This is a genomic window from Pseudoxanthomonas sp. Soil82, from assembly GCF_040446535.1.
GTDB classification, from domain to species: Bacteria; Pseudomonadota; Gammaproteobacteria; order Xanthomonadales; family Xanthomonadaceae; genus Pseudoxanthomonas; species Pseudoxanthomonas kaohsiungensis.
In genome coordinates this window covers 34,014-59,834 of the sequence record NZ_JBEAAK010000004.1, presented here as the reverse complement: position 1 = coordinate 59,834, position 25,821 = coordinate 34,014, and the positions used below count along the sequence as shown (strand labels likewise).

At 70.7% G+C, this 25,821-nt stretch carries 22 protein-coding genes; 8 read left to right on the top strand and 14 right to left on the bottom strand.

Features of this window, described 5'->3' with window-relative positions; all coding sequences use genetic code 11:
• Window positions 1-3: 3 nt before the first annotated feature.
• Together ABKA19_RS11635 and pdxA are read left to right on the top strand one after the other, a co-directional pair.
• On the top strand, window positions 4-1,377 hold the full coding sequence (locus tag ABKA19_RS11635; protein ID WP_353689041.1) for a peptidylprolyl isomerase: 1,374 nt from the start codon (window positions 4-6) through the stop codon (window positions 1,375-1,377).
• Between the two features lies 1 nt (window position 1,378).
• A complete protein-coding gene (pdxA, locus tag ABKA19_RS11630; RefSeq protein WP_353689040.1) occupies window positions 1,379-2,359 on the top strand; it encodes a 4-hydroxythreonine-4-phosphate dehydrogenase PdxA in 981 nt (326 codons plus the stop codon).
• Between the two features lie 666 nt (window positions 2,360-3,025).
• Here pdxA and ruvB read toward each other — a convergent pair.
• The 7 genes from ruvB to ABKA19_RS11595 form a co-directional block, all read right to left on the bottom strand.
• Window positions 3,026-4,048, bottom strand: a complete 1,023-nt coding sequence (gene ruvB / locus ABKA19_RS11625) for a Holliday junction branch migration DNA helicase RuvB (RefSeq protein ID WP_162376655.1) — start codon at window positions 4,046-4,048, stop codon at window positions 3,026-3,028.
• 52 nt (window positions 4,049-4,100) lie between these two features.
• Entirely contained in the window at window positions 4,101-6,026 is a 1,926-nt protein-coding gene (locus tag ABKA19_RS11620; protein WP_353689039.1) for a potassium transporter Kup, read from the bottom strand.
• Between the two features lie 45 nt (window positions 6,027-6,071).
• Window positions 6,072-6,659, bottom strand: a complete 588-nt coding sequence (gene ruvA / locus ABKA19_RS11615; protein ID WP_162376653.1) for a Holliday junction branch migration protein RuvA — start codon at window positions 6,657-6,659, stop codon at window positions 6,072-6,074.
• Window positions 6,660-6,681: 22 nt separating this feature from the next.
• Window positions 6,682-7,236, bottom strand: a complete 555-nt coding sequence (gene ruvC / locus ABKA19_RS11610; protein WP_353689038.1) for a crossover junction endodeoxyribonuclease RuvC — start codon at window positions 7,234-7,236, stop codon at window positions 6,682-6,684.
• Between the two features lie 61 nt (window positions 7,237-7,297).
• Window positions 7,298-8,020, bottom strand: coding sequence for a YebC/PmpR family DNA-binding transcriptional regulator (locus ABKA19_RS11605; protein WP_353689037.1), 723 nt, complete (start codon window positions 8,018-8,020; stop codon window positions 7,298-7,300).
• Between the two features lie 34 nt (window positions 8,021-8,054).
• A complete protein-coding gene (locus tag ABKA19_RS11600) occupies window positions 8,055-8,738 on the bottom strand; it encodes an esterase/lipase family protein (RefSeq protein ID WP_502945794.1) in 684 nt (227 codons plus the stop codon).
• Window positions 8,739-8,761: 23 nt separating this feature from the next.
• Entirely contained in the window at window positions 8,762-9,595 is an 834-nt protein-coding gene (locus ABKA19_RS11595) for an AraC family transcriptional regulator (protein WP_162376650.1), read from the bottom strand.
• A 118-nt stretch (window positions 9,596-9,713) separates the two neighbouring features.
• Here ABKA19_RS11595 and ABKA19_RS11590 point away from each other — a divergent pair, with 118 nt between their 5' ends.
• Window positions 9,714-10,142 carry an organic hydroperoxide resistance protein gene (locus tag ABKA19_RS11590; RefSeq protein ID WP_353689036.1) on the top strand — a complete coding sequence of 143 codons (429 nt, stop codon included), beginning with the start codon at window positions 9,714-9,716 and terminating at the stop codon, window positions 10,140-10,142.
• Between the two features lie 43 nt (window positions 10,143-10,185).
• Window positions 10,186-11,124, top strand: a complete 939-nt coding sequence (locus ABKA19_RS11585) for an alpha/beta fold hydrolase (protein WP_353689035.1) — start codon at window positions 10,186-10,188, stop codon at window positions 11,122-11,124.
• A 75-nt stretch (window positions 11,125-11,199) separates the two neighbouring features.
• Here ABKA19_RS11585 and ABKA19_RS11580 read toward each other — a convergent pair whose 3' ends face one another.
• The 3 genes from ABKA19_RS11580 to aspS form a co-directional block, all read right to left on the bottom strand.
• Window positions 11,200-11,709, bottom strand: coding sequence for a GNAT family N-acetyltransferase (locus ABKA19_RS11580; protein ID WP_502945777.1), 510 nt, complete (start codon window positions 11,707-11,709; stop codon window positions 11,200-11,202).
• A gap of 2 nt (window positions 11,710-11,711) precedes the next feature.
• Window positions 11,712-12,038 carry a DNA primase gene (locus tag ABKA19_RS11575; protein ID WP_353689034.1) on the bottom strand — a complete coding sequence of 109 codons (327 nt, stop codon included), beginning with the start codon at window positions 12,036-12,038 and terminating at the stop codon, window positions 11,712-11,714.
• Between the two features lie 118 nt (window positions 12,039-12,156).
• The gene (gene aspS / locus ABKA19_RS11570) at window positions 12,157-13,917 is read right to left on the bottom strand and encodes an aspartate--tRNA ligase (protein ID WP_353689033.1); all 1,761 of its coding nucleotides are present in this window, start codon (window positions 13,915-13,917) and stop codon (window positions 12,157-12,159) included.
• Between the two features lie 478 nt (window positions 13,918-14,395).
• On the opposite strand from aspS, the gene ABKA19_RS11565 reads away from it, so the two are divergent.
• A complete protein-coding gene (locus ABKA19_RS11565) occupies window positions 14,396-15,067 on the top strand; it encodes a DUF3011 domain-containing protein (protein WP_502945793.1) in 672 nt (223 codons plus the stop codon).
• A 19-nt stretch (window positions 15,068-15,086) separates the two neighbouring features.
• On the opposite strand, the gene ABKA19_RS11560 is transcribed toward ABKA19_RS11565, so the two are convergent.
• The 3 genes from ABKA19_RS11560 to ABKA19_RS11550 form a co-directional block, all read right to left on the bottom strand.
• Window positions 15,087-15,764, bottom strand: a complete 678-nt coding sequence (locus ABKA19_RS11560; RefSeq protein WP_353689031.1) for a hypothetical protein — start codon at window positions 15,762-15,764, stop codon at window positions 15,087-15,089.
• Window positions 15,765-15,931: 167 nt separating this feature from the next.
• Window positions 15,932-16,282: an FmdB family zinc ribbon protein gene (locus ABKA19_RS11555; protein WP_353689030.1), complete on the bottom strand. Its 351-nt coding sequence runs from the start codon at window positions 16,280-16,282 to the stop codon at window positions 15,932-15,934.
• 101 nt (window positions 16,283-16,383) lie between these two features.
• The gene (locus tag ABKA19_RS11550) at window positions 16,384-18,258 is read right to left on the bottom strand and encodes an ABC-F family ATP-binding cassette domain-containing protein (RefSeq protein WP_353689029.1); all 1,875 of its coding nucleotides are present in this window, start codon (window positions 18,256-18,258) and stop codon (window positions 16,384-16,386) included.
• 209 nt (window positions 18,259-18,467) lie between these two features.
• On the opposite strand from ABKA19_RS11550, the gene ABKA19_RS11545 reads away from it, so the two are divergent.
• The 3 genes from ABKA19_RS11545 (at window position 18,468) to recQ (ending at window position 24,957) form a co-directional block, all read left to right on the top strand.
• A complete protein-coding gene (locus tag ABKA19_RS11545; protein ID WP_353689028.1) occupies window positions 18,468-20,864 on the top strand; it encodes a TonB-dependent receptor plug domain-containing protein in 2,397 nt (798 codons plus the stop codon).
• 365 nt (window positions 20,865-21,229) lie between these two features.
• Complete coding sequence (gene ybaL / locus ABKA19_RS11540; RefSeq protein WP_353689027.1) at window positions 21,230-22,936, top strand: YbaL family putative K(+) efflux transporter; 1,707 nt, start codon at window positions 21,230-21,232, stop codon at window positions 22,934-22,936.
• 170 nt (window positions 22,937-23,106) lie between these two features.
• Window positions 23,107-24,957, top strand: coding sequence for a DNA helicase RecQ (gene recQ / locus ABKA19_RS11535; RefSeq protein WP_353689026.1), 1,851 nt, complete (start codon window positions 23,107-23,109; stop codon window positions 24,955-24,957).
• 48 nt (window positions 24,958-25,005) lie between these two features.
• Here the strand turns inward: recQ and ABKA19_RS11530 are convergent, their stop codons facing one another.
• Window positions 25,006-25,767, bottom strand: coding sequence for a SapC family protein (locus ABKA19_RS11530; protein ID WP_353689025.1), 762 nt, complete (start codon window positions 25,765-25,767; stop codon window positions 25,006-25,008).
• Window positions 25,768-25,821 lie beyond the last annotated feature (54 nt).

Below are 25,821 nucleotides of genomic sequence, written 5' to 3'. Positions count from 1 at the left end.
TCCATGAGCCCACGCCTTTCCGCGACCCTCCTGGCGGTTGCCGCCGCCCTTTCCCTCCCGTTCGCCGCCCCGGCCCAGCAGCTGCAACCGGTCGAGCGCATCGCCGCGATCGTGGACGAGGACGTGGTGCTGCAGAGCGAGCTGGACCTGGCGATGCGCAACATCGTCGCCCAGTACGCCGGCCGCGAAGACCAGCTGCCGCCGCGCGCCGTGCTCGAACGGCAGGTGCTCGAGCGCCTGGTGCTGACCAAGCTTCAGGTCGAGCGCGCGCGCGGCAACGGCATCCGCATCAGCGACCAGGAACTGAACCAGGCGGTCGCCGCGATCGCCCAGCAGAATGGCCTGACGGTCGACGGCCTGCGCCAGCGCCTGGCCGCCGACGGCCTGTCCTTCGAGGACTTCCGCCGCTCGCTGGCCGACGAGATCATGACCCAGCGGCTGCGCCAGAGCTTCGCGCAGAGCCGTATCAACGTCAGCGAGAGCGAAGTCGACGCCGCCATTGCCCAGGAAGCCAGCGGCGGCATGCAGTACCACCTGGCGCACATCCTCGTCGGCGTGCCCGAGGGCGCTACCGCCGAGCAGCTGGCCACCGGCCAGCGCAAGATCGACGGCATCAAGAGCGTCATCGAACGCGGCGAACTGACCTTCAACGCGGCGGCGGTGCGCTATTCCGACAGCCCCAACGCGCTGGAGGGCGGCGACCTGGGCTGGCGCAGCCTGGACGAGATCCCCAGCGCGTTCTCGCGCATGATCACGGACGCGCAGCCCGGCCAGATCATCGGGCCGATCCGCGGCCCCAGCGGGTTCCAGCTGTTGCAGCTGGTCGAGGTGCGCGACGCGTCGACCGCGGGCGGCCCGGCGCAGACCGTCACCGAATACAACGTCCGCCACATCCTGGTGCGGGTCAACGACCGCCAGGACGATGCCACGGCCAAGGCCCGCATCGACACCCTGCGGGCGCGCATCGCCGGCGGCGCCGAGTTCGACGCCGTGGCGCGCGAGTCGTCCGAGGACACCAACACCCGCGGCCAGGGCGGCGACCTGGGCTGGTTCCCGGCCGACGCCTTCGGCCCGGATTTCGGCAGGCAGGTCACCGCGCTGGCCGACGGCGGCGTGTCCCAGCCGTTCCGTACCGAAGCCGGCTGGCACGTGATCCAGCGCATCGGCGAGCGCCAGACCGACGTCACCGACACCAACCGCCGCGCCCAGGTCCGCGAGACCATCGGCCGGCGCAAGCTGGAAGAGGAATTCAACCGCTACCTGGCGGAGCTGCGTGGCGAAGCCTACGTGGTGTTCCGCACCGGCGCCGGCGCGACCGACGCGCAGGCCCCGGCCGAGGCGCCGGCGGCACCGGCCGCGACGCCCTCCGGCGGCTGACGTGACCGGGCCGCGGCTCGCGCTGGTTCCAGGCGAACCGGCGGGGGTGGGCCCGGAATTGTGCGTGCGCCTGGCGCAGGCGCCGCGCACGGACTGCTCCCTCGTCGCCTTCGCCGACCCGGCCACGCTGCGGTCGGCCGCCGATGCCCTGCGTCTTCCGCTGAACCTGCTGCACGAGGACGAGCCGGCGCGGCGCCCCGGCGACATGCCGCTGCGCATGTTTCCCAACGCCAACGCCGTGGTGTTCGGGCACCCGGATCCGCGCAACGCCGGGGCGGTGGTCGGTGCCCTGCTCGATGCCGCGGACGCGTGCATGGCCGGCCGTTTCGACGGCATGGTCACCGGCCCGGTGCAGAAGGCCACGATCAACGAGGGTGGGATCGCCTACACGGGAACCACCGAGCTGCTCGCCGGCCATGCCGGGAGCGACGTGGTGATGATGCTGGCCAACGATGTCGTCCGCGTCGCGCTGGCCACCACCCACCTGCCGCTGCGCAACGTCGCCGATGCGATCGACGCGGAACTGCTCGTCCGGGTGTTGCGGGTTACCCATGAGGCGCTGCGCACCGGCTTCGGGATCCAGGAACCGGTCATCGCGGTGCTGGGGCTGAATCCGCACGCCGGGGAGGCCGGTCACCTGGGCAGCGAGGAGATCGAGACCATCATTCCGGTCCTCGATCACTTGCGGGCACAGGGCATGCACCTGGTCGGCCCGCTTCCCGCCGATACCGCCTTCCTGCCGCGCAAGCTGGCCGGCTTCGACACGGTGCTGGCCATGTACCACGACCAGGGCCTGCCGGTACTCAAGTACAGCGGCTTCGAGCGCGCGGTGAACGTGACCCTGGGCCTGCCCTACCCGCGCGTGGCGGTCGACCATGGCACCGCACTGGACCTCGCAGGCCAGGGGCTGGCCGATCCATCCAGCCTGGAAGCGGCGGTGGCCACCTGCGCGCGGATGGCGGCGCAGCGGCAGGCGCGGTAACCACGCACCGGATCCCCGCGCCGACCCCGATGCCGCGCGCACCCCGAAAATGGCCCCGCCGGATGATGGCCGCCATCATCTTCTGAACGCGAGCGCGGGCGCATGCCGGGCGATCGAGCCCGGGAACCGGCCTGACCCTCGGCACGCCGTACGCGCCCTAACCGACGGGACGGCGTCGTGCCGGGATACGGCGTCCTCGGGCGACCTGAGGCGCCGCCACTCCGTTTGCCAGAGACAGACACGCACCCGCCGATTGAAAGCCGCCGTGCTTCTTGTAGGAGCCCATCCTCATGGGCGACCGGGGCATAGGACCATCAAGACGTCATCAGTGCCGACGCCGTCGGTTCGCCGATGAATCGACTCCTACAACCCGAAAGCCGATCGAGGGCCACCGGGCCTCTTGTAGGAGCCCATCCTCATGGGCGACCGGGGCATTTGACCGCCAGGGCGTCGTCCGTGCCGACGGCGTCGGGTCGCCGATAAATCGGCTCCTACACACATGCAGAGCGGAGACGCGACCCGAAAGTCCCTCGAGGACGCGGTGGGCCGGGGGTGTCGCGGCTCACACCGAAGCCGACTACCACCGGTGCGGTTGCGGTTGCGGGTGTCGCGCGCAATGCCAGCAGCACGCATCCGGCGTGTGCGGGGTGACGCGGCCTGGCGCCTCTAGAACAGCTCGCCCGCCTCGCGCGCCGGCGCGACGAGCCCCAGGTGGCGATAGGCCTTGGCGGTGGCCATGCGCCCGCGCGCGGTGCGGACCAGGAACCCCTGCTGGATCAGGTACGGCTCGATCACGTCCTCCAGCGTCCCGCGTTCCTCCGACAGCGAGGCGGCCAGCGATTCCACGCCGACCGGGCCGCCGTCGAAATGCTCGATGATGGTGCGCAGCATGCGCCGGTCCAGCTCGTCGAAGCCTTCCGGATCGACCTTGAGCATGGCCATCGCCGCACCGGCCACCCCTGCATCGATGTGCCCGGCGGCTTTCACCTGCGCGTAGTCGCGCACGCGCCGCAGCAGGCGGTTGGCGATGCGCGGCGTGCCACGCGCGCGGCGAGCGATCTCGCCCGCGCCCCCCGCCTCGCAGTCGATGCCCAGGATCTGCGCGGAGCGGCGCACGATCCGGGTCAGTTCCTCGGGCGTATAGAACTCCAGGCGCTGGACGATGCCGAAGCGGTCGCGCAGCGGCGCGGTCAGCAGGCCGGCGCGGGTGGTCGCGCCGATCAGGGTGAACGGCGGCAGGTCGAGCTTGATCGAGCGCGCGGCCGGGCCCTCGCCGATCATGATGTCGATCTGGAAGTCCTCCATCGCCGGATACAGGACCTCCTCGACCACCGGCGACAGGCGGTGGATCTCGTCGATGAACAGGACGTCGTGCGGCTGCAGGTTGGTCAGCAGCGCGGCCAGGTCGCCGGCCTTCTCGATCACCGGGCCGGAGGTGACCCGCAGGTTCACGCCCAGCTCGTTGGCGATGACGTGGCTCAGGGTGGTCTTGCCCAGCCCCGGCGGGCCGAAGATCAGCACGTGGTCCAGCGCCTCGGTGCGGCGCCGTGCGGCCTCGATGTAGATGCCCAGCTGTTCGCGGACCGGCTGCTGGCCCAGGTACTCGTCCAGCCGCTTCGGCCGGATCGAGGCCTCGGCGACGTCGTCCTCGCGGGTGGCACCGGCGGTGAGGATGCGTGGTTCGTTCATGCGGGCATGTTCGCACGCCGCCCGGCCACGGTGCAGCGGCCGCGGCGGCCGGTCAGATCTCCACCTGCGACCCCAGCTCCACCAGGCGGTTGCCGGGGATGCGGAAGAAGCCGGTAGCCGGCGCGGCGTTGCGGTGCATGATCGCGAAGACCTTGTCGCGCCAGATCGGCATGCCGCGGTGGCGGCCGGCGACGATCGTCTCGCGACTGGCGAAATAGGTGGTGTCCATGGGGTCGAAGCCCATCCCGCCGGCGTCGCAGGCGCGCATCAGCGCCAGCGGCACGTCCGGCGTCTCCATGAAGCCGAAGCGCACGATCAGCCGGTAGAAGTCGTCGCCGATCTGGTCCATCTTCAGGCGCTTGTCCGCTGGCGCGTGCGGGACGTTGAGCGTCTCCACGGTGAGGAACACGTTGCGCTCGTGCAGCACCTTGTTGTGCTTGAGGTTGTGCAGCAGGGCATGCGGGACCACCGTGGTGTCGGTGGTCAGGAAAACGGCCGTGCCGGGCACGCGCGCCGGCGGGGCGAGCATCAGCCCCGGCAGGAAGGTATCCACGCGGATGCCGTCCTTGCGCATCTCGTCGCGCATCAGTTCGCGGCCGCGCCGCCAGGTACGCATCAGGGTGAACAGGACGATGCCCAGCACCACCGGGAACCACGCGCCCTGCAGGATCTTGGCGCCGTTGGCGACGACGAAGCCCACGTCGATCACGAAGAACACCACGCACAACGGCAGCACCCAGTTGCGCCAGCGCGGCCACAGCGCGCGCGCCACCAGCGCCAGCAGCAGGGTGTCGATCAGCATCGTCGCCGAGACCGAGATGCCGTAGGCCACCGCCAGGTTGCTGGAGCTGCGGAACGCCAGCACCAGGCCGATCACCATCACCATCAGCATCCAGTTGATGCCCGGCACGTAGATCTGGCCGATGGCGTCGTGCGAGGTGTGCTTGATCCGCATCCGCGGGATGTAGCCCAGCTGCATGGCCTGGCGGGAGATCGAGTAGGCGCCGGTGATCACCGCCTGCGAGGCGATCACCGCCGCCAGCGTGGCCAGCACGATCATCGGGTACAGCGCCCACGACGGCACCGACTCGTAGAACGGGTTCTTGACCAGCTCCGGGTGCTCCAGCACCAGCGCCCCCTGGCCGAGGTAGTTGAGCAGCAGGCAGGGCAGGACGAAGAAATACCAGCCATGCCGGATCGGGCGGGCGCCGAAGTGGCCCATGTCCGCGTAGAGCGCCTCGCCGCCGGTGACCGCCAGTACCACCGCGCCGAGGATGAACACCCCGTGCCAGCCGTGCTCCATGAAGAACCGCGCGCCCCAGTAGGGGTTGAACGCCTTCAGCACCTCCGGCGCCTCGATGATGTTCCAGGCACCGACCGCGCCGATGGCCACGAACCACAGCATGGTGATCGGGCCGAACACCTTGCCGACCTTCTCGGTGCCGAAGCGCTGGGCGAAGAACAGCACCACCAGCACGGCGATGGTCAACGGCACGATGAAGTGGTGCAGCCCGGGCGCGGCGACCTCCAGGCCCTCGATCGCACCCAGCACCGAGATCGCCGGGGTGATCACCCCGTCGCCGAAGAACAGCGAGGCACCGAAGATGCCGAGGATGCCTACGACATACGCCGAGCGCGAGCCGTTCCTCAGCGTGCGCTGGGCCAGCGCCATCAGCGCCATGATGCCGCCCTCGCCCTCGTTGTCGGCGCGCATGATGATGGTCACGTACTTGAGCGTGACGACCACCATCAGCGCCCAGAACGCGAGCGACAGCACGCCCAGCACCGTGTCGTGGTCGCTGTCCAGACCGTAGTGCGGCGAGAACGCTTCCTTGAGCGTGTACAGCGGGCTGGTGCCGATGTCGCCGAAGACGACGCCGATGGCGCCGACGACCAGTGCCAGGTGGCTGGCGCCGACGCCGTGCGATGCGGCGCCGTGCTGGCCGTGGCCAGGCGTGGGGGTGTGCGCTGCGGTCATGGCGGCCCTAGGTTAGCTCGGTTGCGATCGCATCGGCGCGCAGCGTCAGCGCAGGGCCGACTGCAGCGCCTTGCGGATGATGGTGGAGGCCTCGTCGCCCGCGGCGGCGGCGTCGCGGGCCATGCGCGCGGCCTCGGCCGGCTTGTAGCCCAGCTGCACCAGGGCGGTGACCGCATCGGCCATCGGATCGCCGGCCGCGGCCGGCAGGCCGGCCGGGCCGGCGCCGGCGAGGTCGGCGGCGCGGTCGCGCAACTCCACGACCATGCGCTCGGCGGTCTTCTTGCCGATCCCGGGGATGCGGGTGAGCGCGGTGACGTCGCCGGCCTGCACCAGCCGTGCGAATTCGTCCACGCTCACCCCCGACAGCACCGCCAGGGCGATCTTCGCGCCGATGCCGCTGACCCTCTGCACGTCGCGGAACAGGCGCCGTTCGCCCTCGCGCAGGAAACCGTACAGCGACACGCTGTCTTCCTTCTGCGCATAGTGGGTGAACAGGGACACCTCGCGCCCGAGGTCGGGCAGGTCGTAGAAGGTGCTCATCGGCGCCTCGAGCTCGTAGCCGACGCCATTGACGTCGACCACCAGCCACGGCGGCTGCTTCAGGGCGAGGATGCCACGCAGGCGTCCGATCATCGGGGGCTCCTCGAGGGACAGGTCACTTCCGGCTCCAGGCCAGGCGCGCATCCACGCCCAGGCGCCGCGCGGTGGCGCGCACGTGGGCATGGGTCAGGGCGATGGCCAGCGCATCGGCGGCGTCGGCCTGGACCTTGCCGCTCAAGCCGAGCATGGCCGCCACCATGTGCTGGATCTGCAGCTTGTCGGCGCCACCGGTGCCGACCACCGCCAGCTTGACCTCGCGCGCGGCGTACTCGCTCACCGGCAGGTCGCGCAGGACCACCGCGCTGATCGCCGCGCCGCGGGCCTGGCCCAGCTTGAGCGCCGAATCGGCGCTGCGGCCGACGAACACCTGCTCGATCGCCACTTCCTGCGGGCTGTATTCGTCGATCAGCGCCGCCAGCCCGTGCAGGAGGCGCTTCAGGCGCGCGGCGAAGTCGCCCTCGCCCAGCAGCACCAGCGGCTGGTGGTGGACATGCAGCACCCGCCCGCCCGGGTCGACATCGATGATGCCGATGCCGGTGCGCTGCGAGCCGGGGTCGATGCCCAGGATTCGGACCCGGCCCTGCGGCCGGGCGAGGCCGGCAACGCTCACGCACGCGCCTCCGCGTGCAGGACCGGTACCGCCACCGCTTCGACCCCGGTCGGGTGCATGGTCAGCCGGCGTCGCCCAGGTCGGCGTTGGAGTACACGTTCTGCACGTCGTCCAGGTCCTCGAGCATGCCCAGCAGCTTGGAGACCTGCTGCGCGGTCTCGCCGGCCACGGCGATGTCGTTGTCGGCGCGGAACGTGACTTCGGCATAGCCCGGCACCAGGCCCGCCGACTCCATCGCCTGCCTTACCGCGTCGAACTGGTCCGGCGGGGTGAGCACGTCGATGGCGCCGTCCTCCGGGTAGACCACGACGTCGTCCGCGCCGGCCTCGATCGCCGCCTCGGTGATCTTGTCTTCGTCGCCGCCCTCGTAGCTGAGCACGCCCAGGCGCTTGAACATGAACGCGACCGAGCCTTCGGTACCCATGTTTCCGCCGCACTTTGAGAAGGCATGGCGCACGTCGGCCACGGTGCGCACGCGGTTGTCGGTCAGGCAGTCGACGATCACCGCCACGCCGCCGGGCGCGTAGCCCTCGTAGCGGATCTCCTCGTACTCGACGCCCTCGAGTTCGCCGGTGGCCTTCTTGATCGCCCGCTCGATCACGTCCTTGGACATGTTGGCGGTGAGCGCCTTGTCCATCGCCGCGCGCAGGCGCGGGTTGTTGGCCGGGTCGCCGCCGCCGGCGCGGGCGGCCACGCCGATCTCGCGGATCAGCTTGGTGAACACCTTGCCGCGCTTGGCATCGGTGGCGTTCTTGCGTGCTTCGATCGAGGGGCCGCGACCCATGTACGTTCCAATCGTCCAACCGTCAGGAACGCGATTATACCGGGCTGTCCGGATCGCCATCGCCCCCCGGGACGACCTCCGCATCGAGGAACGCCCCGGTGCGCAGGAACGCGGCCACCTGGCGCGCGGCTTCGGCCGAGAACACCAGGCCGGTGTGGCTGGCGTGCACGCGGCAGCTGGCGGCCAGGCCCGGCAGCCGGGTCTCGGCCAGGGCCACGGTGCCGTCGGACTCGGCATCCACGGCGTGCAGCAGGCGGCCGATCCCTCGCGGCACGTCGCCCGCGACCATGCCGGTCGGAACGCGGCCGTCCCACGCGCCGCAACCGTCCCGCAGCAGCGCGCTGCTGCGTCCCAGCGCCCACGCCAGGCGCGGACGCGACGCCAGCGTCCGCGCCGTGCCGCTGCCGCGCAACGGCGACCCCAGGCAGACCACCCGCACCACCGGCAGCCCGGGATTCCGGCGCAACACTTCCAATGCCAGCAGTCCGCCCAGGCTGTGCCCGACCAGGTGCCTCGGCGGACCATCGCGCAGGCGTTCGGCCAGCGCCGCCAGCGCCGGCTCCGGACCGCCGACGATGCTCGGATAGCCGAACGTCTGCACCACGAAGCCCAACCGCCGCAGGCGCCAGGCCAGCGGGGCCAGCCACCACGCCGCATTCCACAGGCCGTGGACCAGCAGCACGCGGTCGCAGCCGGCTCCATGCGCACCTTCGCGCACCGGCGCCTTGGCGCCGTTCGAGCTCACGCGGCCTCCGCGGCGTGCTGCTGCTTCCAGGCGCGCGGCGACAGGCCGCAATGGGCCTTGAACGCACGCGACAGCGCGGCCTCGCTGCCATAGCCGACCTCGTCGGCGACCACCTTCAACGGCCGCCCGCGGCGCAGCGCCTGCTGCGCCAGCCCGACCCGCCAGCCGAGCAGGTACTGCCCGGGCGTGCGGCCGACCGCCTCGCGGAAGCTGGCGGCGAACACGCTGCGCGACATGCCGCAGGTGGCCGCCAGGTCCTCCAGGGTCCATTCGCGCGTCGGCGCTTCGTGCATGGCCACCAGCGCATGCCGCAGCCGCGGGTGCGACAGCCCGGAGAGCAGCCCGCCGGCCACCTCGCCGCGCTCCATCAGGTGGCGCAGCAGCTGGATCATCACCACTTCGAACAGGCGATCGATCATGGCCTGGCGCCCGCAGCGCCGTTCGAACGCCTCCTCGAACAGCAGGTCCAGCACCGGCTGGCAACCGTCCAGCGCCGACAACGGCAGGCACACGAAGGACGGCAGCGCCGCCGCCACCGGATTGCCGGTCCCGCCCTCGAAGCGCAGGTTGGCGCAAGCCATGTCCGCGCCCTGCTCGGGGTCGCTGCTGAAACGGTGCGACAGCGGTCGGGGATACAGCAGCAGGCTCGGCTCGTCGATCCGCACCGGCGCGCCGCCATGCGAGACCTCCAGCGGCCCGCGCCGGACCAGGTGCAGCTGCCCGTGCACGCCGTCGGCGTCGAGCAGGTTGATCCCGCACAGCGCGCCGGCGTTGAACAGCTGCGCGCTGACCGGGAAGCGCTCCAGCAGCGCCGCGAGGCGGTCGACCATCGATCCGTACTCCTGGTCAAGTTTTCAGGACTCCACGTGGCAGATCGTAGCAGGCGGGCCCGCAAAGTAGCTCCTGCCCGCCGGGCACATCCCACCCGACACCAGACAGGAACCCGCCATGTCCATCGACAAGATCCTCTACGCCGCCACCGCCACCGCCACCGGGGGCCGCGAAGGCCGCGCCCTAAGCTCCGACCGCGTCCTCGACGTGCACCTGTCCACCCCGCGCGAGCTGGGCGGCGCCGGCGGCCCGGGCACGAACCCCGAGCAGCTGTTCGCGGCCGGATATTCGGCCTGCTTCCTGGGCGCGCTGAAGTTCGTCGCCGGCAAGCAGAAGGTCGCGCTGCCGGCCGATACGACGGTCACCGGCAAGGTCGGCATCGGCGCGATCCCGGCCGGCTTCGGCATCGAGGCCGAGCTGACCATCGCCGCGCCGGGCGTGCCGCGCGACACGCTGCAGGCGCTGGTCGACCAGGCCCACACGGTCTGCCCCTACTCCAACGCGACCCGCGGAAACATCGACGTGTCGCTGCTGATCGCCGACTGACCGCCCCTCCCCCTCTTCCTCATCCCAAGGGAAACCCGTCGCCATGAACGCCATCACCCGCAGCTTCGCCGCCACCCTGCTGGCCATCGCCGCCACCTCCGCCCACGCCGCCGCGCCGCACGTCGATGCGGCCGCCCGCGCCACCGTGCAGGGCGATTACGTCACCACCGCCGAGGGCGTGCGCCTCTACTACAAGGACTGGGGTCCGAAGGATGGCCCGGTCGTCACCTTCAGCCACGGCTGGCCGCTGAACTCGGACAGCTGGGAGGCGCAGATGCTGTTCCTGGCCGAGCGCGGCTACCGCGTGGTCGCCCACGACCGCCGCGGCCACGGCCGTTCCAGCCAGCCCTGGGACGGCAACGACATGGACCACTACGCCGACGACCTGGCCGCGGTGATCGACGCGCTGGACCTGCACGACGTCACCGTGGTCGGCTTCTCCACGGGCGGCGGCGAAGTGGCCCGCTACATCGGCCGCCACGGCACCGCGCGGGTGAAGAAGGCGGTGCTGGTCGCCGCGGTGCCGCCGATCATGGTCCGCACCGCCGACAACCCGCGCGGGCTGCCGATGGATGTGTTCGACGGCCTGCGCAAGGCCTCGCTCGAGAACCGCTCGAAGCTCTACCTGGACATCGCTTCCGGCCCGTTCTTCGGCTTCAACCGCCCGGGCGCCAAGCCGGATGCCGGCCTGGTCCAGAGCTTCTGGGCGCAGGGCATGCAGGCCGGGCACAAGAACACCTACGACTCGATCGCGGCGTTCTCGGCCACCGACTTCCGGGGCGACCTGGCGAAGTTCGACGTGCCCACCCTGGTGATCCACGGTGGCGAGGACCAGATCGTGCCGGTCGACACCTCGGCGCGGGCATCGGCGGCGCTGGTGAAGGGCGCGCGCCTGATCGTGTACCCGGATGGCCCGCACGGCATCGCCGATACCCACAAGGACCGGCTCAACCAGGACCTGCTCGACTTCCTGCGCGAGTGACGCCGCATCCATCCCGGGGAAGAACACGAACGGCCGCAGCGATGCGGCCGTTCGTGCGTGCCCGCGTCGGGGCGGTCAGGCCGGGCGGCGCAGGATGAATTCCAGGTCGCGGACCCGGCCCACCGGGAACTCGTAGGTGCCGACCTTGGCGAAGCCGTGGCGTGCATAGAACCGCTGCGCGCCGAGGTTCTCCGACCAGACCCCGACCCAGAGCGTGCGTGGGCCGTCGCGCAGCAGCCAGCGCTCGGCTTCGTCGAACAGCCGTCCGCCCCAGCCGCCATTCTGGTGCGAGGCCAGCACGTACAGGCGCTTGAGTTCGCCGTCGCCGCGCTGCACGTCCGCATGCGGCAGGCCGCAGGGACCGGCGGCGGCGTGGCCGACGGCTTCGCCCTTGTCCTCGAGCAGCCAGACCGCGTAGTCCGGATGGCCCAGGATGACCGCCTGCTTCTCCGGCGGATAGGCATCGGCCAGGAAGGACGCCAGGTCTTCCGGCAGATAGAGGTGGCCGAAAGTCTCGGTGAAGGTGCGTGCCGCCAGCGAGGACAGGGTCGCGGCGTCGTCGACGGTGGCGCGACGGATGCGCACGGTCAGCGCGCGCGCCCTTCGGCGGCGTCCTCGTCCTCGTCCTCGTCCTCGTCTTCCTCTTCCTCGTCTTCCTCTTCCTCGCCGTCGAGGTCCTCGTCTTCCTCGTCGCCGTCCTCGTCTTCTTCGTACTCGTAGTCGTCCTCGCCGAAGTCCTCGCCGTCCCAGCGGCCCTGGCCGTCCGGGACGAAGGTCACCGCCAACGCCGACGGGTTGCTGCCCACGCGCACCAGCCAGCCGCCGAACACGCGAGCGCGCTCGGTCACCAGCCCGGCTTCGGAACCCTCATTACCCAGCTTTTCCCAGTGCAGCGAAAACGCAAACTCGGTCATCGAAAACTTTTCCGTGCGTGTAGTCCCCTTGAGTCAAGGGGACGCGGCGGCAGCCGCAGGGGTTGTGGAGGGGGTGAGCGGGGCCCGCGGTTTCGCAATGCGAAATCACGGGGGAGCCTCACTGCTTGGGCAGTGAGGCTTCGCGAACCCGGATGTGCACCTCCGCCAGCTGCTCGTCCGGAATCGGCGACGGCGCGCCGGTCATCAGGCACTGCGCCGAGGTGGTCTTCGGGAACGGGATCACGTCGCGGATCGATTCGGTGCCGGCCATCAGCGCGGCGATGCGGTCGATGCCGAAGGCGATGCCACCGTGCGGCGGGGCCCCGTACTTGAGCGCGTCCAGCAGGAAGCCGAACTTGGCCTCGGCCTCTTCCGCGCCGATGCCAAGCAGCTCGAACACCGCGCTCTGCATCTCCGGGCGGTGGATGCGGATCGAACCGCCGCCGATCTCGTTGCCGTTGAGGACCATGTCGTAGCCGCGCGACACCGCGGTCTTCGCATGCGCGCGCAGGTCGGCGATGTCGTCCACCGCCGGGGCGGTGAACGGATGGTGCAGGGCCACGTAGCGCTGCGCCTCCTCGTCCCACTCGAACATCGGGAAGTCGGTGACCCACAGCGGGCGCCAGCCATCGGCGACCAGGCCGAAGTCCTTGCCGGCCTTCAGGCGGACCGCGCCCATGAAGTCGGAGACCTTGTTGTAGGCGCCGGCGCCGAAGAACACGATGTCGCCGTTGCCGGCGCCGACGTGGGCGACCAGCGCTGCGAACTGCTCATCGCTGAAGAACTTCTGGATCGGCGAGGAGACCGCGCCTGCCTCGTCGATCTTGATGTAGGCCAGGCCCTTGCTGCCGTACTTGGCCGCGTGCGCGGCATATTCGTCGATCTGCTTGCGCGACAGCGACGCACCGCCGGGGATGCGCAGCGCGGCGACGCGGCCGTCCGGATCGTTGGCCGGGCCGGTGAACACCGCGAACTGGCTGTCCTTCACCAGGTCGGCCACGTCGACCAGCTCCAGCGCGATGCGCAGGTCGGGCTTGTCCGAGCCGTAGCGGCGCATCGCCTCGGCCCAGGTCAGGCGCGGGAACTGCGCGTCCAGCTCGACGTCGACGACCTCCTTGAAGATAGCGCGGATCATCCCTTCGACGTAGTCCTGCACGTCGCGCTCGCGGACGAAGGCGAACTCCATGTCCAGCTGGGTGAATTCCAGCTGCCGGTCGGCGCGAAGCGCCTCGTCGCGGAAGCAGCGCGCGATCTGGTAGTAGCGGTCGAAGCCGGCCACCATCAGGATCTGCTTGAACAGCTGCGGGCTCTGCGGCAGCGCGTAGAACTCGCCCGGGTGCATGCGCGCCGGGACCAGGAAGTCGCGCGCGCCCTCGGGCGTGGCCTTGGTCAGGATCGGGGTCTCGATGTCCTGGAAGCCGTCCGCGTCCAGGTACCGGCGCAGCGCCTGCACCAGCCTGATCCGGGTGCGCTGCATGCGCTGCATCTCCGGGCGGCGCAGGTCGAGGTAGCGGTACTTCAGGCGGGTTTCCTCGCCCGGGTTCTCGTGCGCGTGGAACGGCAGCGGCGCGGCCTTGTTGAGGATCGTGATCCTCGTGGCGATCACCTCGACCTTGCCGGTCTTGATCTTGTCGTTGACCGCATGGCGGGCGCGAACCACGCCCTCGACCTGGATCACGTCCTCGTAGCCCAGCGAGGCGGCCACGGCGAAGACCTCCTGGTTGTCCGGCTCCACCGTCACCTGGACGATGCCCTCGTGGTCGCGCAGATCGATGAAGCAGACGCCGCCGAGGTTGCGGGCCACGTCGGTCCAGCCGGCGAGGGTGAGGGTCTGGCCGATCAGGGTCTCGTCGACCAGGCCGCAGTAATGGGTACGCATGGGAACTCCGCAGGGGGGCCGGTCGCCAGTGGCGCCGGGGAACGCGATATTTTGAGGCCCGCGCCCGGCCCGGGCAAACGCGTCCTGCCCGGCCCGCCCCCGTCATCACCGCACCGGTGACATAGTGGGCCGGCATTAAGCCGCCCAGCGGTAAATCCCGGAGCAACCGCCGGGGTACCAGGCGACCGTCAAGGAGGAGAAAGCCATGTTCCGTTCCCTGTCCGCCACCTGCCTGGCCGTGGGCCTGGCCTTCGCCGGCACCGCCCTGCCCCAGACCGCCGCCGCCCAGTCCACGCGCGCCTACGCGCCGGAGAACCTGCGCCAGCTGTCGTTTCCCGACCGGGTCCGGGTGATCGAGCGCGAGTACGCCGACCAGTCCCGGGGGCGGCAGATCCCCGACGACCAGCTGGAGTTCTACCTGGACCAGATCGACTCGGGCTGGGGCTTCAGCCGCATCCAGCAGGACATCGCCACCTCGTTGCGCGGCGGCAGCGCCAGCAGCGGCCTGCGCCCGGGCTGGAACGGCTCCAACTGGAGCGGCCAGACCCTGATCTGCTCGAGCACCGACCACCGCCGCCGCGAGTGCCGCACGCCGTTCAACGGCCGTCCGGCGCTGGTCGAGAACATCTCCGGCACCCGCTGCGTGGAAGGGGTCAATTTCGGCGGCGGCAACGGCATGATGTGGGTCGACCAGGGCTGCCGCGGCCGTTTCACCGAGGGCCGGGGCGGCGGCTGGGGCGGCAACACCGGCCAGACGATCCGCTGCGAGAGCCAGAACAACCGCGAACGGACCTGCCAGACCAACTTCCGCGGCCGGGCGGTGCTGGTCCGGCAGCTGTCGGGCAGCGCCTGCATCGAGAACCGGACCTGGGGCCAGCGCGGCAACACGATCTGGGTCAGCAATGGCTGCCGCGGCGAGTTCGCCCAGCGCCAGGGCGGCGGCTGGGGCGGCAACAACCCCGGCTACTCGGTGACCTGTGCCAGCGAGAACAACCGCCGCCGCACCTGCGCCTGGGACAGTCGCCAGGGCCGGCCGCGCGTAATCGAGAACATCTCCGGCACGCGCTGCGACGAAGGCCGCAACTGGGGTTACAGCGGCGGCTCGATCTGGGTCGACGGCGGGTGCCGGGCGCGCTTCGGCGCCCGCTGAGCCGCGCCGGCGGTCGGAGTCAGTCGCCGGTGCCCCAGGGCGCCGGCGGCAGCGCCACCGGCGTGGCCAGGTCGAACTCGACCCGGAACAGTCGCCCGGCCGGCCGCCCCAGCTCATAGACGAAACGGGTCCCCGGCTCGATCTCCATCGCCCAGGTATTGGTGACCGAGGCGGTAAGCCCTTCGCGCTCGAACATCGCCACCGACTGGGCATCGACCGGGAATTCCTGCCGCTGCGCGGTACCGGCCGATGCGGTGTCGCCGCCGTAGAGCGTCACCGGGTCGGGACTGCCGTCGGCATGGCGGTGGTCGTGCTTCAGACGCAGCCCGTCGGCGGTGCGCGTCAGCACCCAGGTGCGCGAATGGTCGTCGCCGACATGGAACGGCACGCGCAGCTCGCGTGCCGGGTCTTCGCATCCGCGCACGTGCATCACCAGGGCCTTGCCCTCGAACGGGTCGGGCGTGGCCGAGGCCGGTCGGTTGGCGACGATGCGGCCGGCATAGGCCTTGCCGCAGTGGGCAGCGAGCGCGGCCAGGAAGGCGTCGGCCGGCGCCACGGACGGCGCAGTGACGCCGGCGATCGCGGCGTCGGCAGCCGGGGCGTCGGCACGCGGGTTGGCCGGTGGCGGGGGCGGCGCGGCGTCCTGCGAGCAGGCGGCGACGAAGAGGAACAACGGAGCGAGACGGAAGGCATTCATCGCCCCACCGTAACCGCGCCTGGCAAGAGGCGGCAACCACACCACCTTTGTCGCCCGCCTGGAACCGGAACCGACAACCAAGCGCGCCCTACCGCCAACGGCGAGCCGCGCCCCTGCCGCTGCGCAATGTCAGTCGCGCCTGGCGCAGGCCAGTGACGTCCGCCCGGTCAGCTCGCGCTGCCGGGGGCGGACGGCTTGGCGGCGGGGGTGCCGGCATCGCCCTTGGCCGGTGCGGCCGCCGTGGCTGGCGCGGCGGCCGGCGTGGACTCGGCCTTCGACTCGGACTTGGCCGCGCCTTCGCCGCCGTCGGCCAGGTTGCGCTTCCTGTCGCCGTCCTTCTTGAAGTCGGTTTCGTACCAGCCGCTGCCCGACAGCCTGAATGCCGGCGCGGTCAACTGGCGACGCACGCCGCCGGTCGCCCCGCAGGACGGGCAGGTGTCCGGATCGGCATCGGAAAGCTTCTGCAGGCGGTCGAAACTGTGGCCGCACTCGGTGCACTGGAAAGCGTAGATCGGCATGGCAGCAGGATTCGGTTTGCGGTGGATGGGCCGGAAGGTCCGGACCGGCGGGATGTAGGGGTTGCCGGCGGCATTTCAAGCCGCCGCAGGCATGCACGCGGTCAGCCGGCGTCTTCCAGCAGCCCCAGCCAGGCCTGTTCGGCCTGTTCGAGCTGCCGGGCCATGTCCTCGCGCTCGCGCCCCAGCTGGGCCAGGCGCGCGGCATCGGCCATGTGCGACGGGTCGGCCAGCCGGCGGTCCAGTTCAGCGACCTCGGCTTCCAGTTCGCCCACGCGTTTCTCGGCGGCCGCCAGCTTGACCGGATTGACCGGCTTCTTCGCGGTGGCGGGCCTGACCGGCGCGGGCGGCAGTGCCACCGGCGCCGGCGCCGCTTCGGCCATGCGCTGCTTGGTGCCCTGCGCGGCCGGGCGCGCGCGCAGCCATGCCGCATAGGCGTCGAGGTCGCCATTGAATGGCTCGACCACCCCGTCGGCCACGCGCCAGAAGGTGTCGCAGACCAGGCCGATCAGGTGGCGGTCGTGGCTGACCATCACGATCGCCCCTTCGAAGTCGCTCAGCGCCTCGGCCAGGGCTTCGCGCATTTCCAGGTCCAGGTGGTTGGTCGGCTCGTCCAGCAGCAGCACGTTGGGCTGCTGCCAGGCGATCAGCGCCAGGGCCAGGCGCGCGCGCTCGCCGCCGGAGAAGCCGTCCACCACCTCGAACGCGCGATCGCCGGGGAAATTCCACTTGCCGAGGAAATCGCGGAAGGCCTGGGTCGGCGAATCCGGCGACAGTTCGCGGAAGTGGTCGATCGGCGACTGGCCTTCGTGCAGCGACTCGACCGTGTGCTGGGCGAAGTAGCCGATCCGCAGGTCCGGGTGCGCGCTGCGCTCGCCCGCCACCGGCGGCAGGTCGCCGACCAGGGTGCGCACCAGGGTGGTCTTGCCGGCGCCGTTGGGGCCGAGCAGGCCGATGCGGTCGCCCGCTTCCAGGCCGAAGCCGACCTCATGGAGAATCACCGAATCCTTGCCGTAGCCGGCCTCGACATGGTTCAGCCGGATCAGCGAAAACGGCAAGCGGTTGGGCTGGGCGAACTCGATCCGGAACTCGCGCTCGGCGCGCACCGCCTCGGTGCCGGCCAGCTTGGCCAGGCGCTTCATGCGGCTTTGCGCCTGCGCGGCCTTGGAGGCCTTGGCCTTGAAGCGGTCGATGAAGCTCTGCAGGTGGGCGCGCTCGGCCTGTTCCTTCTCGTGCGCGATCTGCTGCTGCCGCAGCTGCTCGGCGCGCTGGCGCTCAAAGTCGGTGTAACCACCGACATAGAGCTTGGCGCCGCCGCCGTGCAGGTGCAGGGTGTGGGTGGCGACGTTGTCCAGGAACTCGCGGTCGTGCGAGATCAGCAGCAGCGTGCCCGGATACTTCAGCAGCCACTGTTCCAGCCAGTAGACCGCGTCGAGGTCGAGGTGGTTGGTCGGTTCGTCGAGCAGCAGCAGGTCCGAGGGCATCATCAGCGCCCGGGCCAGGTTCAGGCGCACGCGCCAGCCGCCGGAGAACGAGGACACGGGGCGGTGGTGGGTCTCGGCCGGGAAGCCCAGGCCATGCAGCAGCCGGCCGGCGCGCGCTTCGGCGTCGTAGCCGTTGAGCTCGGCCAGCTTCTGGTGCGCGGCGGCCACCGCCTCCCAGTCCTCGCGCGCGTTGGCCGCCGCTTCCTCGCGCAGCACGTTGGCGATCACCTCGTCGCCACCAAGCACGAACTCCAATGCGGGATCGGGCAGCGATGGGGTTTCCTGCGCGACCGAGGCGATCCGCACCTTGCCGGGCAGGTCGACGTCGCCCTTGTCGGCCTCCAGCTCGCCCTTGATCGCCGCGAACAGGCTGGACTTGCCGGTGCCGTTGCGGCCGACCACGCCCACCCGGTAGCCGGCATGCAAGGCCAGGTCGACGTTGGACAACAGCAGCCGCTCGCCGCGGCGAAGGGCGAAATTGCGCAGGGAAATCATGGGGGACGCTACAGAAGGAACGGGAATCAGCAGATGCCGACGGATGCGGCGCGGCCATTCTACCGGTTAACGAATACTTGACGCCGGCAGGCCCAGGATCCCGTAACGGAAATTTGACAATCGCCCGTCACAGGGTTATTCCGGGATTGCTGCGCCGCAACACCATCCGCTCCGGCCGATGCCGACCCCGCCCCTCCAGGAGTCGTTCCATGATCGCCCAGCACCGCCTGCTCTCCGCCGCCATCGTCACCGCCCTGGCCGCCCCTCCCGCCCTGGCCCAGACCGCCTCCCCGCCCACGCCCACGGCCACCGTGCTCGACACGGTGATCGTCACCGGTACCCGGGTCGCCGGCCGGACCGTGGCCGAATCCTCCTCACCGATCGACATCATCACCGGCGAAGCGCTGCAGGCGACCGGGTCGACGGAACTGGCGACCGCACTGGCGCGGGCCATTCCCTCGCTGAATTTCCCGCGGGCCGCGATCAACGACGGCACCGACGCCATGCGTCCGGCGCAGTTGCGCGGCCTGGCGCCCGACCACACCCTGGTGCTGGTCAACGGCAAGCGTTACCACCCCGGCGCCCTGGTCAACGTCAACGGCAGCCAGGGCCGCAGCTCCTCGCCGGTGGACCTGAACTCGATTCCGGTCGCGGCGATCGAGCGGGTCGAGGTGCTTCGCGACGGCGCCTCCGCCCAGTACGGCTCGGACGCCATCGCCGGCGTGGTCAACATCGTGCTCAAGGGCTCCGACAGCGGCGGCAGCCTCAGCGCCGGCTACGGCCAGTTCAGCGCCGGCGACGGCGGCCAGTACCAGGTGATGGGCGATGCCGGGTTCAAGCTCGGCGGCGCAGGCAAGCTGCACCTGGCTGCGCAGACCGGCCACCAGGACCAGACCGACCGCGCCCGCCCGTACACCGGCGCGCCCAGCGCGACCAGCCCGCCACTGGGCGAGGTCGTGCAGCGCCTGGGCGACCCGGAGATCGACAACCACTCGGTGGCCTACAACGGCGAGGTCCCGGTCGAGGACTACCTGAGCTTCTATTCCTTCGGCCTGTATACCGAGCGCGAGACGCTTTCCAACGGCTTCTTCCGCCCGGCCGGCGACAGCCGCAACATCCCCTCGATCTACCCCGACGGCTTCCTGCCGCAGATCTTCAACACCTCCGACGACATCAGCGTCACCGCCGGCCTGCGCGCGACCACCGCCGGCGAGACCGACGTGGACTTCAGCTACACCTACGGCGCCAACGAACTGGCGTTCGACATCCGCAATACGCTCAACCGCAGCCTGGGCCCGACGTCGCCGACGCAGTTCTACGCCGGCTCGCTGGAACTGAAGCAGCACGTGCTCAACCTGGACTTCAACAAGCGCCTGGACTGGGGGCTGGCCTATCCGGTCACCCTGTCCTACGGCGTGGAATGGCGCGGCGAGGAGTTCACCATCGGCCCGGGCGAGGAGGGCTCCTACATCAACGGCGGCGTGCTGCTGCCCAACGGCACCCCGGCCGCTTCCGGCGCGCAGGTGTTCCCCGGCTTCCGCCCCTCCGACAGCGGCAGTTTCGACCGGCATTCGCTGTCGTACTACCTCGGCCTGGAAGGCGATCTCACGGAGAAGTTCAGCCTGGGCATCGCCGCGCGTTACGAGGACTACAGCGATTTCGGCAGCGAGGCCACCGGCAAGGTCAGCGGCCGCTACGCCTTCAGCGATGCGGTGGCCCTGCGCGCCACCGCCTCCACCGGCTTCCATGCGCCCTCGTTGCAGCAGCAGTACTACCAGACCACCTCGACCAACTTCATCGGCGGCCTGCCCTACGACCTGGTCACCTTCCGCGTGACCAACCCGGCCGGCATCGCCCTGGGCGCCGAGCCGCTGAAGGCCGAGACCTCGGACAACTTCACCCTCGGCCTGGTGCTCACGCCGGTGCAGGACCTGTACGTGACCATCGATGCGTACCACATCAAGGTCAAGGACCGGATCACGCTTTCGGAGAACCTCACCAGCACCGCGGTGCGCACCTGGCTCAACAGCAACGGCTTCCCGGACGTGGCCGGCGGCCGCTACTTCACCAACGCGCTCGATACCACCACCCAGGGCGTGGACGTGGTGGGCACCTACAGCTGGCAGCTGGACGCCAGCGCGCTGGATTTCACCCTGGGCTACAACTACACCAAGACCGAGATCGACCGCATCGCGCCCAACCCGCCCGCACTGACGGCAATCGATCCGACCGCGCTGCGTTTCGGCCGCGTGGAGCTGGGCCGCTTCGAGGTCGGCTACCCGCGCGACAAGTTCCTGCTCAGCGGCGCCTGGGAGAACGATCACTGGCGCTTGAGCGCCACGACCTCGCGCTACGGCGAATTCACCATCCGCAACGCCAACGCGTCGCTGGACCAGACCTTCGACCCGAAATGGCTGCTCGACTTGGCCGCCACCTTCAAGCTCGACCGCTGGGAGTTCACCGCCGGCGGCGACAACGTGCTGGACGAGTATCCGGACGAGAACATCTACGCGACCTCGACCTCCGGCCAGCTGCCGTACCCGACCCAGAATCCGTTCGGCTTCAACGGCGCCTACCTGTACCTGCGCGCCGGCTACCGCTGGTAACCCGCGGGCTGGCGCGCCGGCGACGGCGCGGCCGCCCCCGGAGGATCCGCGCCCCGGCGCACGCCGCCGGCGCGGCCGGGCGCCATCGGGCCAGCCGGCAGGCGGGAAGTCCCGCGCAGCGCGGATCCTCCGGTTCGTCGGCAGCGCGCCGTGGCCGGCGCGGATGGAATCGACGCCGTGCAGCACAGGCCGCGCCGCCGCTTCCGATACCGGACCGGCACGGGACCGGGCGCGTCGCAGGACCGCCGGCCGGACTGCGACACGCCATCGCGCCGCGGGCGATGGAAGTCCGGCGCGCGGCGGGACGTTTGCCGCGCGCACGCCGCTTCGGTGACACTGGCGCCTCATTCGACCACGCCACGCCGATGCCCCATGACACCAGCCTGATCGACATCGTCGCGGTCGGCCTAGGCCTGGCCTTCGTGCTGGGCACGCTGGCCAACAAGCTGCGCCTGTCGCCGCTGGTGGGTTACCTGCTGGCCGGCGTGTTCGTCGGGCCGTTCACGCCCGGCTTCGTCGCCGACCAGGAAATCGCCACCCAGCTGTCCGAGATCGGGGTGATGCTGCTGATGTTCGGCGTCGGCCTGCACTTCTCGCTGGACGACCTGCTGGAGGTGAAGTGGATCGCCATTCCCGGCGCGGTCGCGCAGATCGCGGTGGCGACCCTGCTCGGCATGGGCCTGGCCTGGGCGATGGGCTGGCCGGCGCTGCACGGGTTCGTGTTCGGCCTGGCGCTGTCGGTGGCCAGCACCGTGGTCCTGCTGCGGGCGATGGAGGAGCGCCGGCTGCTGGACACCCGCCGCGGCCGCATCGCCGTGGGCTGGCTGATCGTCGAGGACCTGGTGATGGTGCTGGCGCTGGTGCTGCTGCCGGCGCTGGGCGGGGTGCTCGGCGAGGGCGGCACCCGTCCGGAGGACACCACCACCGGCGCGATCTTCGCCGCGCTGGGCCTGACCCTGCTCAAGGTCAGCCTGTTCGTGGCGGTGATGCTGCTGGTCGGGCGGCGGGTGATCCCGTGGACGCTGGAGCGGGTCGCCGGCACCGGTTCGCGCGAGCTGTTCACCCTGGCGGTGCTGGCGATCGCGTTGGGCGTGGCGTTCGGCTCGGCCGCGCTGTTCGGAGTGTCGTTCGCGCTGGGCGCGTTCTTCGCCGGCCTGCTGCTCAACGAGTCCGAACTCAGCCACAAGGCCGCCAGCGACTCGCTGCCGCTGCGCGACGCGTTCGCGGTGCTGTTCTTCGTCTCGGTGGGCATGCTGTTCGACCCGCGCATCCTCGTCGAGCACCCGTGGCAGGTGTTGGGCACGCTGGCGATCATCCTGGTCGGCAAGTCGGTGGCCGCGTACTGGATCGTGCGCGCGTTCAAGCACCCCACCGATACCGCGCTCACCATCTCCATGAGCCTGGCCCAGATCGGCGAGTTCTCCTTCATCCTCGCCGGGCTGGGCGTGTCGCTGCGGATCCTGCCGGAAACCGGGCGCGACCTGGTCCTGGCCGGCGCGCTGCTGTCGATCCTGGCCAATCCGCTGCTGTTCGGCTGGCTGGACCGCCGCCAGGCGCGCCTGCGCGCGCTGGAACCCGAGCCGGCGCCGGTCGAACCACCACCCGGGCCTTCGCTGGTGCCCGGCAACCACGCCATCGTGGTCGGCTACGGCCGGGTCGGCAGCGAACTGGCTAGCGTGCTGCGCGAGCGCGGCGTCAACGTGCTGGTGATCGACAACGACAAGGACCACATCGAGCGCGCGCACGCGGCCGGCTTCCCCGGCATCCGCGGCAATGCGGCCGCCGACCGCGTGCTGGCCGAAGCCCACCCGGAGTCGGCGAGCATCGCGATCTTGGCGATCCCGCAGCCGCTGGAGGCGGGCGAGGCGATCGCCAAGCTGCGCGCGATCAATCCCGCGCTGCCGGTGCTGGCGCGCGCGCACAGCGAGGCCGAGGTGCGGCACCTGCTCGCGCACGGCGCCGACGGCGCGGTGCTGGCCGAACGCGAGCTGGCCTATTCGCTGGCCGAGATGGTCATGTCCACCCCGACCTTCCGCTATGCCGCGCGCGGCGGCGTGGTGCCGCCGGTGTAGGAGCCCATCTTCATGGGCCACACGGCGTCGGAACCATGGTGCCGTCGCCCGCGCCGGGGGCGTCGGGTCGCCCATGAAGATGGGCTCCTACAAGGCTTCGCCGCGATTTCCTACCGGCGTCGTGCCGGCGGTTCAGCACCGCGGCCATGCATGCCCGCTATCCTTTGCGCATGCAGGAACTCCAAGACAGGCGCGCCCGCGTCGCCGATCCCGGCACGGCCGCCGATGCCCCGGCCGTGCTGCGCCGCGTATTCGGTTTCGACGCCTTCCGCGGCCCCCAGCAGGCGATCGTCGAGCACGTGACCGCCGGCGGCGACGCGCTGGTGCTGATGCCCACCGGCGGCGGCAAGTCGCTGTGCTACCAGGTCCCGGCGCTGCTGCGCGACGGTACCGGGCTGGTGGTCTCGCCGCTGATCGCGCTGATGCAGGACCAGGTCGAGGCGCTGCGCCAGCTCGGCGTGCGTGCGGCCTACCTGAATTCCACGCTGGACGCCGAGCAGGCCCGCCAGGTCGAACGCGACCTGCTCGATGGCCAGCTCGACCTGCTTTACGTCGCGCCCGAGCGCCTGCTCACGCCGCGCTTCGTCTCGCTGCTCGAACGCAGCCGGATCGCGCTGTTCGCGATCGACGAGGCGCACTGCGTCTCGCAGTGGGGCCACGACTTCCGCCCCGAGTACCGCGAGCTGACCGTGCTGCACGAGCGCTGGCCGGACGTGCCGCGCATCGCCCTGACCGCCACCGCCGACCCGCCGACCCGGCGCGAGATCGCCGAACGGCTGGCGCTGGAGGACGCGCAGTGCTTCCTCAGCTCCTTCGACCGCCCGAACATCCGCTACTCGGTGGCGCACAAGGACAACCCCCGCCGGCAGCTGGTCGACTTCCTCGCCGGCCATGCCGGCGAGTCCGGGATCGTCTACTGCCTGTCGCGGCGCAAGGTCGAGGAGACCGCGGAGTTCCTCGCCGGCCGCGGCATCGCCGCCCTGCCCTACCACGCCGGCCTGCCGGCGCAGGTGCGCGCGGACAACCAGCGCCGCTTCCTGCGCGAGGACGGCATCGTGATGTGCGCGACGATCGCCTTCGGCATGGGCATCGACAAGCCCGACGTGCGCTTCGTCGCGCACATGGACCTGCCCAAGTCGATCGAGGGCTATTACCAGGAGACCGGCCGCGCCGGCCGCGACGGCGAGCCGGCCGAGGCCTGGATGGGCTACGGGCTGGGCGACGTGGTGCTGCTGCGGCAGATGATCGAACAGGGCGAGGCCGGCGAGGAGCGCAAGGCGCTGGAGCGGCGCAAGCTCGACCAGCTGCTGGGCTTCTGCGAATCGGCGATGTGCCGCCGCCAGGCACTGCTGGCCGCATTCGGGGAGGCCCACCCGGGCGCCTGCGGCAACTGCGACAACTGCCTGCAGCCGGTCCGCACCTGGGACGCGACCGAGGCCGCGCGCAAGGCGCTGAGCTGCGTCTACCGCACCGGCCAGCGCTTCGGCGCCGCGCACCTGATCGACGTGCTGCGTGGAGCCGACACCGAGAAGGTGCGCCAGTTCCGCCACCATGAACTGTCCACCTACGGCATCGGCACGGAGCTGGACGCCAACGCCTGGCGCAGCGTGTTCCGCCAGCTCGTGGTCGCCGGCGTCCTGGAGGTCGATGCCGAAGGCCACGGCAGCCTGCGCCTGGGCGCCGCCGCCCGGTCGGTGCTGCGTGGCGAGCAACCGGTCCACCTGCGCGAGGAACCGGCGCGGACCCGCGTCGCGCGCGGCGGCGAGCGGCGCAGCGAAAGCACGCTGCACGTGGAGGCCGGCGACCGCCCCCTGTTCGACGCGCTGCGCGGCTGGCGCGCGCAGCTGGCACGCGAGCAGAACGTGCCGGCCTACGTGATCTTCCACGACCGCACCCTGCGCGACATCGCCCAGTTGCGGCCTGCCTCGCTGGGCGAACTGGCCCGCGTGGGCGGGATCGGCGGCAGCAAGCTCGGCCGTTACGGCGAGTCGGTGCTGGAGGTCATCCGCGAGGCGGGTTGAGCTGCCCGGCCGGCCGCCCCCACGGCCGGCCAGGCACCTCGCCCCCGATCAATGCGTCTTCGCCTCGCCATCCTCGGCGGCGCCGCCGTTCCGGCCCGCCAGGTGGCGTGCGAACAGCTCGTTGGCGTTGGCCAGCGACATCAGGTGCGCATACACCCAGCCCAGGTACCCGGCCTTGTTCAGGGCCAGCACCTTCTTGTCCGGCAGTTTCAGGAACTTCTCTTCGTCCACCGCCAGGAAGTCGCTGAGCACGAAGCTTTCGCCGCCGCTGTGGTTCAGGCGCAGGCTGCGCGGCGACAACAGCTCGAACTCGGCCAGCTTGGCGACGAACTGCCGGGTACGCTCCATCTCGGCGGTGAAGTTGTTGAGGAAGCGGATCATCTCGTCGAGGTAGGCGCTGTTCTTGCCCTCGGCGTCGAACAGCGCCTGGCCTTCCTGCTCGTTCCAGCCGGCGAACTCGCGGTCGAAGCAGACCGTGAAGTTGTCCTTCTCGCCCTGCGCCAGCACGAACGGATAGCGCCGCACGAACGCCGGCACGTAGGTGTTCCGCTGCCACTGGCCGGCACCGTCGACGAAGCCGTTCTGGCCGGCCTTCAGGCCGAGCAGGGCGATCGGCGAGGCGCCGGTGGCCTCGCCCACGAACAGGATCGGGTAATGGCGCGCGGCCTGGAAGAACTCCACGCCGGCCAGCGGCACCAGGTGGGTGGAGGCGGCGAAGCTGGCGTCCTCGGCCTGGCGCAGCCGCAGCTGGCGGTGCGCGTCGCGGTTGAGGGCGGTGATCTGCTTGTACAGCAGCAGCGAGTTGCTCATTTCTTTTCTCCGCAATGCATCGTTGGTTCGTGTGGCGATGGGTTGTCTATCGGT